Source organism: Microcoleus sp. S36a_B3 (genome assembly GCF_036700745.1).
GTDB lineage: Bacteria > Cyanobacteriota > Cyanobacteriia > Cyanobacteriales > Microcoleaceae > Microcoleus.
Genome location: NZ_JAUBPN010000004.1, coordinates 216,566 through 230,662 on the forward strand (window position 1 = coordinate 216,566; position 14,097 = coordinate 230,662).

Consider the following 14,097-nt stretch of genomic DNA (forward strand, 5'->3'; position numbering starts at 1 on the left):
GTTCGATGCTACACCTCCCATTTCAATTCTTCGTTTTCTTTATCGGCAATTTCTTCAAATAAACGCTCCACAGTAGGGTCAAGTTCTTGACGCCAACGCAAATCTAAAGTAATTTCTAAACCATGATTTTGGTAATAATCTGAGCAACGCTTTGATACCTTATGTAAAAATTCTTCTGTATTTTTGTGTTGAGCCTTTACTATTAAAAACTTCGTTCCGTTGTTTCCTCCTACTGGATGATGTTCGTGCTGGTAATATTTAACCATTTGGGGTTGATAGTCTATTTCCAAAAAATCGCAAAGCGTTATGATGACACTTTCTACATTTGTGGCAAGATGTTCATATTTTATTTTAATTTTATTACCATTAAAATGACGGTACAATTCTTGGGTTTCATTAATGAGTTCCTTCCAATCATCAATTATTTCTTTGACATTTTTTTGAGGATATTTTCTGGTGCGGGAATTGATAACTGCCCGCCCATCTCTTTGGAGAAATATCAAAAAAGGTTGGGAAGATGTTTTTTGAATAGTGGCTATTTGTTCTTCTAGCCAAGAAGTGTTTTTTGTAGAATCAATTACAATTGGCTTTTGTGTTTTGAGCGATATTTGTTCGTATAAGTCTAGGTGAGTGCTAGTAATAAAATCTTTCCAAACTGGACAATTGATACCACAAAGGTTGCAAGTTCTTTTTATGGGGTAGTTTGTATTTTGCATGAATCTGGCTTTCCTTGCCTCTCCCGAGTAGAAACAATCCTGATGACTTCCCAGTATAAGTCCTAGAAGCGTAGAGCCAGAGTGACCAGCGCCACAGATAAAACAAACCTTTTGATTGATTCTTGATCCAGAATTTAGCACCATATCGCTGTAAGAAATAAATTGCTTTGGGAGAATATTTTAGAACTTTAATTAACACACAATTTCACTGACGGAATATCAAAACACTGAGTTGTTAATCCTTCACACTGCTGTTTTGACCATTACGGCATCAATTGCCCAAGCTTGTAGTCATACTCAGGAGGCTCAAATTTTTCCATGCCAGAACTAGGATTAAGGGTTAGCTCACCAAAGATATGACGGCCAATATCCTAAAAATCGACGAGTAAAAATGGCTGCTCGCTTGCTAAGGTTTCAGCCATATCAATTATAACAGTAAAGTTTGTAGGTTTCATCAGTTCTCCCCGATAGCGGGGGTATTCTTCACCTAGAGCTAAGTCGAGAATCTTAAAATTGTTTTTATACTCGGACTTATCCCCAGGCTTCTTGAACTTTTTGGCTAACATTTTTTAATTGCTTTGGTTCTTGTTTAGCCCAGTCTTTGATTTGGGCTTTCTGCGAAGAGTTAAATAGTGCCTCTTCACCTCTTCCTGGTTTATTATAAAGTCCTATCATTCCCTCTAATTCCCACCGAGTGAACCACTTATAGAGTGTCTTATAACTTATTCTGAAAATATTCATTAACTCTCTTTTTTTTACTCCTTGCGAAGCTAATATGAGGCAATGTGCTCTCTGACGTACCTGATAATGTTGGCTTTGGCGATGAATTCGCTGTAGCAATTTAGACAAAAGAGGATTTATTTTCCTGATAAACATAGGAAATTCTAATTAACTCATAATTTTGCCTGGAATATCCTTCTACTATGTATTTGTGTAATTAATTCTGTCTAATACCAATTCACTATGAAGGTACACGCTCATATAGGCTAAAGTAGAGGAGATCCAATATGGCCAACAAATTTCAGGTAGAAATCCAGGAAACGGTTGAGGAACTAGAGCATCGACTCGAACGGGCTATAACCGCAGTAAGTAAAGAAACATTACTGCTATTATACTTGATTGCCACCCAAAAAATCGGTGTTGCTTAATCATGGTATGAAAAAAATAAGTTGAAAATCCAAACGCTTTGTGAATACTGGTTTCTATGACGGGCATATTTAGCCTTTCATACCGTAAATCAGCAACGCCCATTATTCCTTCTACTGAAGTTATTGGTTAATTGATATCCGGATTAAAGCAGATTAGTGGGATTGGGATTTTTTAACCGCAGATATCAGCAGATGAACACAGATGCACGCTGATGGGATTTCTGAAGTGTTTCAACTCTGACTTAATTAGCTCTTCATGCGCCGGATAAATTCTAAGGGTAAACCGTCTGTATCGGCAATAAAAGCTACTTCGTAAACATTTTGCCCGATCGCCTGTTGAGTCGGTTCTAATAAAACTTTCAAAGCTTGAAACTGGTTTGGTTGGTCTTTAGCAGCTTCCTCAAACCGCTGTTTCAGAGACTGCAACCAACTAGGCAAGTCAGTTGTCGCCTCAGTTAAATCAAAAGATAAATGATAATATCCAACATAATGCTCGTCTCCGAAAGCATCCGGTGCGGGTTTGGGTTCCGGGATTTGGATTAGTTCGATGCGTCCGTTGAGACCTTCCATCCAACAGGCTAGGGTGTAACCTGTAGTAAAGCGATCGCTCACAGTAAATCCCAACTGTTCGTAAAAGGCGATCGCCCGGTGAATGTTAGCAGTGCGAATCGAGGCGTGGTGCATTCAATTTTAGATTTTAGATTTTAGATTTTAGATTTTAGAAGGGAAGTAGGAATTCCGGCTGGGGATTTTAGATTTTAGAGGGTAAATTCGTAATTCGTAATTAAAAACGGTCGCATCTTTAGCGCGAAAGCAATAGAGCCTTCTTCCCTCTTCCTTCTTCCTTCTTCCTTCTTCCCTCTTCCTTCTTCCTTCACTTATTCAAACAACCGAAAATAGGGATATCTAATCGGAACTCCCGGCTCTTTTTCCAAATCAAAATTAATCACTTCCCAGCAAGGGTCTTCTTGAGGATCGGGGCTAAAATCCACAGGCAAACCGTACAGCCTCGGCCGTGGCGATTCCGACTGGCCTCGCCAAGGCGTGCTGCGTTCCAAATAAGCGCTGATTAAGTCGCGATAGCGTTGAGCAACGATCACGCGAGTTGCTCGGTAGCCTTGAGTATAGAGTCGATCGAGCGCTTCGTGAATTTCAAACCGAATCCCGTCCGGGTGGGTGTGCTGGCGATACCATTCATTCTCCCAGCGGCGCCAGTGCCGCCCAGACTGAAGGTGAACCAGTTCCCCCGTTTTTGGATCTGCCTCAAATGCCCCGTGACGCGGACACAAATAGGTATCCGTTAGCGTTAGAGCCGGAATTGTTTGGCGACAGTGGGGACACTGAATTTCCGGGCCAAACATCGGGTATTGCAAGGCAACTTCAATCATTTATTTGCGTCCCAGCATATTTTCTCTGCAAAAGTGCCAAATACTTTTATTATATCCCGTATCAACAACCAGCTAATCTGCTAGAAGTATAACGATCGACCAACAAATGAGCAATCTCAACGAACCTCTGCCTGCACTTCCTTCCTATTGGCCCAGGCCCGATCTATCCCAAGCGGCTTTTGTCGCTGAAGGTGCTGTTGTCATCGGCAGGGTAGAGGTGGCTGCGGGCGCTAGTATCTGGTACGGGGCGGTGGTGCGGGCGGATCTAGAGCGAATTGCGATCGGCTCAAGTACCAATATCCAGGATGGAGCAATTCTGCACGGCGATCCGGGGAAACCGACGGTTTTGGAAGATTTCGTGACAGTCGGACACCGAGCCGTGATTCACTCAGCTTACATTGAACGGGGCTGCCTGATCGGGATTGGGGCGATCGTCCTGGACGGAGTGAGGGTGGGAACAGGCTCTATCGTCGGTGCAGGGGCGGTTGTCACCAAGGACGTTCCCCCTCACACGCTAGTTGCGGGAGTGCCTGCCAAACGCCTGCGGGATGTCTCTGAGGAAGAAGCAGCCGAGTTGGTGGAACACGCTAAGCGTTACGAAAAGTTGGCTCTGGTTCACGCGGGGAAAGGTTCTGATTTAGGATTTGGTTAGTTGATAGAATAAGATTTTCAGCAAAAAATTATTAGTTTCCAATGGCTTACACCGCGCAAAAAATCCTAACTTTTGAAACATTCCTCGATCGATATTGTGACAACTTCCGCTACGAGCTCGCTGACGGAGAATTAGTTGACAGGTCACCCACAGGCCCCCACGAAACCGTCAGCGGTAAACTGGCAACTCAAATCGGCATCGCCATCGCAGCCGAAAAACTACCTTGGTTCATTCCCCGCACTTGTTTGATCCGTCCATTTTCAGATGCAGCTACTGCCCGCCGTCCCGATATTGTCGTGTTAGATGAAACTGCTATTGTCAGCGAACCTCTTTGGGAAAGAGAACCTGTGATTACGCTGGGACGATCTATTAAATTAGTGGTAGAAGTCGTCAGCACTAACTGGGAAACAGATTACGCCAGAAAAGTTGAAGAATATGCTATTTTAGGGATTCCAGAATATTGGATAGTTGATTATCGCGGATTGGGGGGTGTGGCTTTTATCGGTAAACCAAAACAACCTACTATCACCGTTTGCCAACTAATTGACCAAGATTACAGTCAGCAACAATTTCGCCTTGGTCAACCGATTATTTCTCCTCTGTTAAAGACATGGCAAATTCGCCTAGATGATATTCTTCCCCGTTAGGCGATCGCCCAAACCATTTTAGATTTTAGATTTTAGATTTTAGATTTTAGATTGGAGAATTGATTAATCCGGCAGCCATGAACGCAATTACTTTTAGCCAACAATCAACCGTCAAGAATCTTCGGAAATATCGGTATTGGTTCGAGCGATAAAAGTTTAAAATAAAATAAAAAAAATTGTAAAGCTCGATCGAGCGCTAAGATTAATCACATGAATAACGATCGCACATCTCATCCAAACATCCCCCCACAAACCTGGAAACGTCCCATAGGCATGGGTTGGGAGAATCCCTATACAGTCCGCTACGCCAGCAATCTAGACGACGGGCCCTGGCACGGAATGCCTCTGGGTGGGTTCGGTGCCGGCTGCATCGGGCGATCGTCCCGCGGCGACTTTAACCTCTGGCACATTGACGGCGGCGAGCACATTTTTCGCAGTTTGCCCGCTTGTCAGTTCAGCGTTTTTGAAGAAACTCAAGGCAAGAAACAAGCTTTTGCACTTTCCACTGAACCGCCTACCGATGGCAGTTTATCTAGTTGGAAATGGTATCCATCGGAAGGAAAAAAGAAGAAGGAAGAAGGAAGAAGGGAAGAAGAAGAAAGAACCGGGGAAGAGTCTAATTCTTCGGGGAGTTATCATGCTTTGTATCCGCGCAGTTGGTTTGTTTACGAAAATGTGTTTCAGGCTCAATTAAGCTGCGAGCAATTTTCGCCAATTTTGCCTAACAATTATCAGGAAAGCAGTTACCCAGTTGCCATGTTTGAATGGGTAGCGCACAATCCTACAGATGCGCCGATTACTCTCAGCATCATGCTGACTTGGGAGAATATTGTCGGTTGGTTTACTAATGCCAACAAGTCGCCGGAAGTGATGGTGCGAGATGATGGCAGTCCATTTTATGACTATCAATCCCGGTGGGGAGAAAGTGCCGGGAATATGAATTTGTTGGTGGAAGATTTTCACCGAATCGGTTGCGTGATGACGCGGTTGACTGCTGAGGACGAACCCCAAGAGGGGGATGGACAATGGGCGATCGCAACTATTACTAATCCAGCGGTAGAAGTATTTTACCAAACTCGCTGGAACCCGGCGGGGAACGGTGACGAAATTTGGCGCAACTTTTCTGCTGAAGGTTTCTTGTTGGATGACAAAGATGAGACAGCCGCAGCCGCCGGAGAACAGTTGGCTTGTGCGATCGCAGTTCGCTTTACTATTCGACCGGGAAAAACTCGCAAAATTCCCTTTATTATAGCTTGGGATTTGCCCGTTACTGAGTTTGCATCGGGAGTTTGGTACTACCGCCGCTATACCGATTTCTTCGGGCGGAATGGCAAAAATGTTTGGCCGATTATTCGCACGGCGATGAAGCATTCGGATACTTGGCGCGAAAGTATTGAAGCTTGGCAAAAACCTATTTTAGAACGCACAGATTTGTCCGACAGTTTCAAAATGGCGCTGTTTAATGAGTTGTACATTTTGACTGACGGCGGTACTCTTTGGAGTGCGGCGGACGAACGGGATCCGAAGGGTCAATTTGGGGTTTTAGAGTGCATTGATTACCGTTGGTACGAAAGTTTGGACGTGCGGCTTTACGGTTCTTTTGCTTTGTTGATGCTGTGGCCGGAATTAGAAAAGTCGGTAATGATTGCTTTTGCTAGGGCAATTTCTGCGGGAGACGATACGCCGAGAATTGTTGGCTGGAATCAAGCTTCGGCGATTAGAAAAGCCGTCGGTGCGACACCGCACGATTTGGGCGCGCCTAACGAACATCCTTGGGAGAAAACGAATTATACTAGCTATCAAGATTGCAATTTGTGGAAGGATTTACCTTGCGATTTTGTATTGCAGGTTTATCGTGACTTCCTGTTGACTGGCGGCACAGATTGCGAGTTTTTGCAAGATTGTTGGCCGGCAATTGTTGAGGCTTTGGCTTATCTGAAAACCTTTGATGAGGATGGCGACGGCATTCCTGAGAATTCGGGAGCCCCGGATCAGACGTTTGATGATTGGCAAATGCGGGGAATAAGTGCGTATTGCGGGGGTTTGTGGTTGGCGGCGCTGGAGAGTGCGATCGCGATCGGCGAAATCTTGGAAGATGCAGCACCGGAGATAATTCCTAACCCTCAAACAAAGATAGTATTATATCACAGTTGGCTGTTACAAGCCAGACCGAGCTATCAAGAAAAACTGTGGAACGGTCAATATTACCGTTTGGACAGCGAGAGTAATTCCGAAGTGGTGATGACCGACCAACTGTGCGGTCAATTTTACGCGAAGCTGTTAGGATTGCCGGATATTGTGCCACCGGAATGTGCAGTCAGCGCTTTAGAAACTGTGTACGATTCTTGTTTTTTGAAGTTCAACGATGGCGAGTTTGGGGCTGCGAATGGGGTAATGCTGAACGGTTCGCCGGAAAATCCCAATGCGACTCATCCTTTGGAAGTTTGGACGGGGATTAATTTTGGGTTGGCTGCTTTTTTGGTACAGATGGGGATGGAGGATAAAGCCTTTAAATTGACGGATGCGGTGGTGAAGCAGATTTATGAGAATGGGTTGCAGTTTCGCACGCCGGAAGCGATTACGGCGGGGGGAACTTTTCGGGCGAGTCACTATTTGCGGGCGATGGCAATTTGGGCGATTTACTATGTTTTGAATCGTAAAACCGCAGATGTTGGCAGGTGAACACTAATTAATGCCGCCTCTGATTTATTGATCTCTCTTTTCTTGAGGCTTTGCGTCATCAGCATCAAGACTGGTTCGATCGTTCAACAGCAACCGTAAACTATACTATCGCCTGCACTGTTGACTGTTAACAATTAACAGTTAACAGTTAACATCATGAGGAGTGCAACCGGAATTGATATGATGCAAGAACTGTAAAGAAACCCGGTTGGGAGTGTGTATTTCATCAACCTGGAATACGCTGTATTATAGCTAGAAACCGGGTTTTTGGGAAAATACACGCCTGAAAACCCTCAATCTCAAAAAAACCGGGTTTCTTTGGGTTTGATGCGTAAGTCTCAATTATTATCAACTACCAGACTTAAGATCGATCGCCTAACAGTTCTTCTGCTACCAATCCTTTCTGAATGGCGAGCACTGCTGCTTGAGTGCGATCGCGCACTTCTAACTTTTGCAAAATCGCGTGAACGTGCACCCGCACAGTCCCCGGCACAATGTACAATATTTGTGCAATTTCCTGATTGCTTTTCCCACTAGCAACTAAAGCCAATATTTCCTGTTCTCGCTTCGTCAGCGGATTGTCTAAAACTTCCGATTTTCCCCCGACTTTCACAGGTTCAGGATGAGTAAAAACTGCCCTAATTTCCGCAGTTGCGCCCTTATCCCACCAAGAAGCGCCCGACGCTACCGATCGAATTGCCAAAACCAAAGTTTCCGCCGCAATTCCCTTGAGACAATATCCGTGAGCTCCCGCAGCCATCAATCTTTCAATTAACGATTTTTGGGAATGGGATGTTAAAATTAAAACCGGAATTTCTGGATGTCGCTGCTTAATTTGGCGGCACGCTTCAATGCCACCAATTCCCGGCAAACCTACATCCAAAACCACCACATCCGGCAAGTATTCTTGAGTCAATTCAACCGCAGTTTCGCCATCTTCCGCCTCGGCAATTATTTGCAAGCAACTTTCCTGCTGCAATCGAGTTTGCAGTCCCAACCGAAACAGTTCGTCGTCTTCAACTAGCAGAATTCGTAAGGGAGAATTAGGTTTCATTGGCGGAGATTGCTGGTAGTCGGAATCCAAACAAAGCACCGTGGGGTAATTTGTTTTCTGCCCAAATTATACCGCCGTGCGCGTCAATAATTTGGCGAGATAAGTATAATCCCAATCCCGATCCTTTAGCTTGTCGATCGCTATTTCCTTGATAAAAACGCTCGAATAGGTGCGAGAGTTCCCCTGCGGTAATTCCCAACCCGCTATCGCTCACTTTCACTACCTGATAATTTGAATGAGATGCCATCACAATTTCTACTTTGCCGCCTCGGGAAGAATGGTTGAGCGCGTTTGTTAGCAAATTAACAAAAACGCGCTGGAGTTGGACTGCATCGCCGTTTACCCACAAGGAGCGACGGAAATCTGACTCTCCGTAACTCGTACTAATATAAACTCGACGCGCCGCCGATAAATCTGCGAGTGTGGCGATTACCTCTGTTGCTAAAGCTACTAAATTTACGGGCGCAAGTTGCAGTTTCAAACCTTCAGTATCGTTGCGGTAAACATCCAACAGCGTTTCTACTAATTGTAGTGACATTTTGTGCGATCGCGCCATTGTTTCGAGAACCTTTTGCTGACTGGGAGTAACATCGCCAAATTTTGCCGATTTAAAAGCTTTAATTGTTTCGATCGCCCCCAGCATCGGCGTTTTCAAGTCGTGAGTCAAAGTAGACACAAAATCCTCTCGGATGCTGGCTAGCTGCTGCTGAGACTGCAACTGAGCTTTGGCGATCGCGATCGCTTCTTGGTACTGCTGGTTGCGATCGCTCAAATATCCCGTCACTCCCAAAGCCATAACTGCGATCGCTCTATTTGCAACAGTTGCTAGGGCGATCGTTTCTCCGGGAGGAACAAACAAATTTAACAGCGTCAAAGCTGCCGCTACCAGCGTAATTTGCAACTTACCCAACCGACTCAGGCGCGAATTTGCCAGTAAAATCGGCCCCGTGTACAAGTATCCAAAAAGATATTCAGACGGCGTGGTAAATTCCAGCAGTGCGACGATCGCAAATAAAAGTGCGATCGACCATCTTCCGCGCAAATACTTCTCTTGAATTAGTACATTCTTGGGGATTTTTAATAAGCTTTTAAACATTCCTAATCAATCCATTTTAAAATGACCCGTCCCGGAAAGATTGACCCTCAGAAACCGGGATCTTTTACCAAAAAACTCAATTATAGCCATTAATTCCGCTAAAAAGCCGATTTTTTGAGTCGGAGTGCGTAAATCCTGAAATATTCCGTACATTGTCCCCCCAAAAATAGCGTTTAGACAAAATCTATACCTGCAAGTATAGACTTCAAACATCATCTAAACGCTCGCCTATTAGTAAAAATATATGGCAGATAAGCATAAATTCTAAACAGTAACTTATATCTTATGACTAATTATCAAACACCCCAAACTTCTGTAGACTAATCAATAAAAGTAAACCTAACCTTGCGGCCTGCGGGAGTCGTTCATGAGCTTTGCAGAACCAAAACTCATTCAAATACCGATCCAATTCAACAGCAGTTATTGTGGCATAGCACTAAGTGCCATACAATTGCCAAATAACTGCTATTGCTTGGGATTAACAAGAGAAAACCGATTAATTATAGCCAGCGAAATTCCAACGATTTTCTGCGGAGATCGTATTTTAGCAGTAGCAATTAATCGGGCGATAGGCCCCGAACTAGAAGCAACCTTAAAGAAAATTCACCCGGTTTTGTGGACTTCCTTCCGAAGCTATTTTCCGAGGAGTGAAGCGGATTTATTCAACAACGAGGATTTTTTAACTAAGTTATGCTGCAAGGATTAACTCAAATCGGATTAACCCTAATCATTTTAATCGCGATCGCGCCCATCTTGGGCAATTACATGGCGCGGGTGTACATGGGAGAACGAACCATCCTCGATCCCGCCATTAAACCAGTAGAACAACTCATCTATAAAGCAGGCAACATCCGTGTTGTAGATTCCATGACAGGCTGGCAATATGCCCGATCGCTATTATACAGCAATGTAGCAATGGGCATATTTGTTTTTCTAATCTTCATGCTTCAGGGAGTGCTACCTTTAAATCCCACCAGCCTCAGCGCACCAACCTGGGATACCGCCCTACACACAACAATTTCATTCCTCACAAATACCGACCAACAGCATTACTCCGGCGAGACAACATATAGTTATCTATCGCAGTTAACTTTGGGTTTTTTAATGTTTACCTCAGCCGCCACAGGTTTAGCAGTAGGAATCGCCTTTATTCGGGGACTGACCGGCCGCCCGTTAGGTAACTTTTACATCGATTTAATTCAATCAATTACCAGAATTCTCCTGCCATTATCTTTAATAATCGCGTTGCTATTGCTAATTTCAGGAGTACCGGAAACCCTCGCGGGTCCAGAAGTTGCCACCACCTTAGAAGGAGGCAGACAAGTAATTGCCCGCGGCCCAGTAGCTCACTTTGAAAGCATCAAACAACTCGGAGAAAACGGCGGCGGATTTTTTGCCATTAACTCGGCTCACCCCTTTGAAAATCCCAACCCTTTTACTAACCTGCTGGAAACACTAGCAATGGTTTCCATCCCAGCAGCGCTGATTCACACCTACGGCAAATTTGCCAACAACAAAAAGCAGGGATGGCTGATTTTTTGGATGGTATTTATAATTTATGTTGTCTTGATTGGCACTGCCGCAATTGGCGAATATCAAGGCAATCCTCAAGTCAATAATTTACTGGGTTCCGTGCAACCAAATTTAGAAGGTAAAGAAGTTAGATTTGGCTGGTCGCAAACCGCCCTTTGGGCCGTGACTACAACTGGCACAATGTGCGGCGCCGTGAACGGAATGCACGATTCTTTAATGCCTCCCGCAGGTTTTGCTACTCTGTCTAACTTGTTTCTGCAAATTGTTTGGGGCGGACAAGGAACCGGAACAGCTTACTTATTTATTTACCTGATTTTGAGCGTATTTCTCACAGGATTGATGGTAGGAAGAACGCCCGAATTTTTGGGACGTAAAATTGAAAAGCAGGAAATTGTTTTAGCCAGCGTGGTTTTGTTAGTTCACCCGATCGCAGTTTTAATCCCTGGCGCAATTACACTCGCCTTTACCGACAGCTTGAGCGGCATCAGCAACCCCGGATTTCACGGCATTTCACAGGTGATGTACGAATACGCTTCAGCCGCAGCTAACAACGGTTCTGGCTTTGAAGGATTAGGAGATTCTCAACCCGCATCTACCGGACTTTGGTGGAATTTAAGCACCTGTTTTAGTTTGCTTTTAGGGCGCTACGTTCCGATTTTTGCCCTGCTGCTTTTAGCTGACAGCATGACAAACAAACAACTGGTTCCCGAAACAACCGGAACACTCAGAACAGACTCAGTTTTATTCACCAGCGTCACAGCAGGAGTAATCATAATTCTGGGCGCGCTGACATTTTTCCCAGTTCTAGCTTTAGGGCCAATTGCAGAAGGATTTGAAATTAGCAGCGCTAAGTTGGAACCCACAACGATAACTGCACCCACAACACCTTTAGCAACACCAACTCCTCCACCTCAGTAGCGAAAAATTGTCAGCCTTACCCTCCTCTTTCTCCGTGTTCTCTGTGTCCTCTGCGGTTCATTAAAATCCAAATTATGGCTTCTTCCAATACCCCCAATTCTCAAAAAGATTCCCGTTCCAGAGGCCCTCGCGAGTCTCGCAAACATACGCCCAAAGCAAATACAAAAGGTCTTTATCAAAGAGCTTTCAAAGAAGCTTTTGTCAAGCTAAACCCGCGGGTGATACTGAAAAATCCAGTGATGTTTGTGGTGTGGGTTGGCACAATTGTGACTGCATTATTAACGATCGACCCCACGCTGTTCGGCCCGGTTCCCGGCGAAAATCAGAGAGTTTTCAACGGTTTAGTCACATTTATTTTGTTCTTCACTTTGGTATTTGCTAATTTTGCCGAAGCGGTAGCAGAAGGGCGCGGCAAAGCGCAAGCAGACGCGCTGCGATCGACCAAAGCCGACACCACAGCCCGCAAACTCTTACCAGACGGTTCAATTCAAGAAGTAAGTTCGACAGCCCTGAGACGTGGCGATCAAATTAAAGTGATCGCAGGCGATGTCATTCCCGCTGACGGCGAAGTGATCGCAGGTGTCGCATCTGTGGACGAATCTGCGATCACCGGCGAATCCGCCCCAGTGCTCAAGGAACCGGGTTCGGACATCGCCAGTTCCGTTACCGGCGGGACGCGCATCCTTTCCGACGAACTGACGCTGCGGGTGATGGCCGACCCCGGTAAGGGGTTTTTGGACAGGATGATCGCGCTGGTGGAGGGCGCTGAACGCTCGAAAACGCCGAACGAGATCGCGCTGACGGTGCTGCTGGCGGTGCTGACTCTGGTGTTTTTGATTGTGGTGTCAACGATTCCGCCGATCGGCAATTACGTGAAAACTCCCGTGGGCGTGGTAACGCTGATTTCGCTGCTGGTGGCGCTGATTCCAACAACCATTGGCGGTTTGTTGAGCGCGATCGGCATTGCGGGGATGGATCGCGTTGCTCAATTTAACGTCATAGCGACCTCTGGGCGCGCCGTAGAGGCTTGCGGTGACGTGAATACACTGATTTTGGACAAAACGGGGACGATCACGCTGGGGAACCGTTTAGCCGAGGAGTTTATTCCGGTAAACGGTCATTCGCTGGATCAGGTTGCGAGTGTGGCGCTGGCTGCTAGCGTGTTTGACGAGACTCCAGAGGGAAAGTCGATCGTCCGTTTGGCGGAAAAGTTGGGCGCTACAGCAAAATTCGATCGCGCTAACGCAACCGGGCTGGATTTTTCGGCAAAAACCCGGATGTCGGGTACCGATTTACCCGATGGTACGGAGGTTCGCAAGGGTGCGGTGGATGCGGTGAAGGGTTTTGTGCGATCGCGCGGCGGCAATATCGGCGCGGATCTCGATGAAGCTTACGAGCGAGTTTCGCGCTTGGGAGGCACGCCGTTAGCTGTTTGTCAAGGTAGCGACACCTACGGAATTATCTATTTGAAAGATGTGATTAAACCGGGAATTCGCGATCGGTTTGACCAACTCCGAAAAATGGGAATTCGCACCATCATGCTCACCGGAGATAACCGAATTACAGCATCAGTAATTGCCGACGAAGCCGGAGTTGACGACTTCATTGCCGAAGCAACTCCCGAAGACAAAATCGAAGTAATTCGCAAGCAACAAGCAGAAGGCAAATTAGTAGCAATGACAGGAGACGGAACCAACGACGCACCCGCACTAGCCCAAGCAAACGTGGGACTCGCGATGAATTCTGGAACCCAAGCCGCCAAAGAAGCTGCAAACATGGTGGACTTAGATTCTGACCCCACAAAACTCATTGACTTAGTGACAATTGGCAAACAATTGCTGATTACTCGCGGCGCGCTGACCACATTTTCCCTAGCCAACGACATAGCCAAATATTTTGCCATTATTCCGGCAATGTTTGCCCCCGTTGGCGCTTTAAATATCATGGGTTTAGCCAGCGGTCAATCAGCAATCTTATCCGCATTAGTTTACAATGCTTTAATTATTCCCGCATTAATTCCCCTAGCATTAACCGGGGTAAAATTTCGACCGCTGACAGCAAATCAACTATTGCAGCGGAACATTTTAATCTACGGATTGGGCGGAGCAGTTGCACCGTTTATTGCCATCAAAGTTATCGATGTTTTGATTGTCGCCGTCGGGTTAGCATAGAAGAAGTCATCAGTCAGTAGTCATTAGTCATTAGTCATCAGTCATCAGTCATTAGTCATTAGTCATTAGTCATTAGTCATCGCCTCGTTTTA

At 45.6% G+C, this 14,097-nt stretch carries 12 protein-coding genes; 6 read left to right on the forward strand and 6 right to left on the reverse strand.

Going from position 1 to position 14,097, the window contains the following annotated elements:
* Window positions 1-8: 8 nt before the first annotated feature.
* Both QUA01_RS06785 and QUA01_RS06790 read right to left on the reverse strand, forming a co-directional pair.
* The gene (locus QUA01_RS06785; RefSeq protein ID WP_333088181.1) at window positions 9-860 is read right to left on the reverse strand and encodes a sulfotransferase; all 852 of its coding nucleotides are present in this window, start codon (window positions 858-860) and stop codon (window positions 9-11) included.
* 387 nt (window positions 861-1,247) lie between these two features.
* The gene (locus QUA01_RS06790) at window positions 1,248-1,565 is read right to left on the reverse strand and encodes a helix-turn-helix domain-containing protein (RefSeq protein WP_333088183.1); all 318 of its coding nucleotides are present in this window, start codon (window positions 1,563-1,565) and stop codon (window positions 1,248-1,250) included.
* Window positions 1,566-1,723: 158 nt separating this feature from the next.
* On the opposite strand from QUA01_RS06790, the gene QUA01_RS06795 reads away from it, so the two are divergent.
* Window positions 1,724-1,864, forward strand: a complete 141-nt coding sequence (locus QUA01_RS06795) for a hypothetical protein (RefSeq protein WP_333088184.1) — start codon at window positions 1,724-1,726, stop codon at window positions 1,862-1,864.
* Between the two features lie 246 nt (window positions 1,865-2,110).
* On the opposite strand, the gene QUA01_RS06800 is transcribed toward QUA01_RS06795, so the two are convergent.
* Together QUA01_RS06800 and QUA01_RS06805 are read right to left on the reverse strand one after the other, a co-directional pair.
* On the reverse strand, window positions 2,111-2,548 hold the full coding sequence (locus QUA01_RS06800) for a VOC family protein (RefSeq protein ID WP_333088185.1): 438 nt from the start codon (window positions 2,546-2,548) through the stop codon (window positions 2,111-2,113).
* Between the two features lie 194 nt (window positions 2,549-2,742).
* Window positions 2,743-3,252, reverse strand: coding sequence for a TIGR02652 family protein (locus QUA01_RS06805; RefSeq protein ID WP_006631343.1), 510 nt, complete (start codon window positions 3,250-3,252; stop codon window positions 2,743-2,745).
* A 106-nt stretch (window positions 3,253-3,358) separates the two neighbouring features.
* Between QUA01_RS06805 and QUA01_RS06810 the strand changes: the two genes are divergently transcribed.
* The 3 genes from QUA01_RS06810 to QUA01_RS06820 all read left to right on the forward strand — a co-directional run bounded on the left by QUA01_RS06810 (window position 3,359) and on the right by QUA01_RS06820 (window position 7,233).
* Window positions 3,359-3,904 carry a gamma carbonic anhydrase family protein gene (locus QUA01_RS06810; RefSeq protein ID WP_333088186.1) on the forward strand — a complete coding sequence of 182 codons (546 nt, stop codon included), beginning with the start codon at window positions 3,359-3,361 and terminating at the stop codon, window positions 3,902-3,904.
* Window positions 3,905-3,945: 41 nt separating this feature from the next.
* Entirely contained in the window at window positions 3,946-4,551 is a 606-nt protein-coding gene (locus QUA01_RS06815) for a Uma2 family endonuclease (protein ID WP_194066096.1), read from the forward strand.
* 210 nt (window positions 4,552-4,761) lie between these two features.
* On the forward strand, window positions 4,762-7,233 hold the full coding sequence (locus QUA01_RS06820) for a GH116 family glycosyl hydrolase (RefSeq protein WP_333088188.1): 2,472 nt from the start codon (window positions 4,762-4,764) through the stop codon (window positions 7,231-7,233).
* Between the two features lie 361 nt (window positions 7,234-7,594).
* On the opposite strand, the gene QUA01_RS06825 is transcribed toward QUA01_RS06820, so the two are convergent.
* The gene (locus QUA01_RS06825; RefSeq protein WP_333088190.1) at window positions 7,595-8,287 is read right to left on the reverse strand and encodes a response regulator transcription factor; all 693 of its coding nucleotides are present in this window, start codon (window positions 8,285-8,287) and stop codon (window positions 7,595-7,597) included.
* Window positions 8,277-9,383: a sensor histidine kinase gene (locus tag QUA01_RS06830; protein WP_333088192.1), complete on the reverse strand. Its 1,107-nt coding sequence runs from the start codon at window positions 9,381-9,383 to the stop codon at window positions 8,277-8,279. The genes QUA01_RS06825 and QUA01_RS06830 overlap by 11 nt, the downstream gene beginning before the upstream one ends.
* Before the next feature lie 690 nt (window positions 9,384-10,073).
* On the opposite strand from QUA01_RS06830, the gene kdpA reads away from it, so the two are divergent.
* Together kdpA and kdpB are read left to right on the forward strand one after the other, a co-directional pair.
* Complete coding sequence (kdpA, locus tag QUA01_RS06835) at window positions 10,074-11,834, forward strand: potassium-transporting ATPase subunit KdpA (RefSeq protein WP_333088193.1); 1,761 nt, start codon at window positions 10,074-10,076, stop codon at window positions 11,832-11,834.
* A gap of 74 nt (window positions 11,835-11,908) precedes the next feature.
* On the forward strand, window positions 11,909-14,005 hold the full coding sequence (gene kdpB, locus QUA01_RS06840; protein WP_333088194.1) for a potassium-transporting ATPase subunit KdpB: 2,097 nt from the start codon (window positions 11,909-11,911) through the stop codon (window positions 14,003-14,005).
* Window positions 14,006-14,097 lie beyond the last annotated feature (92 nt).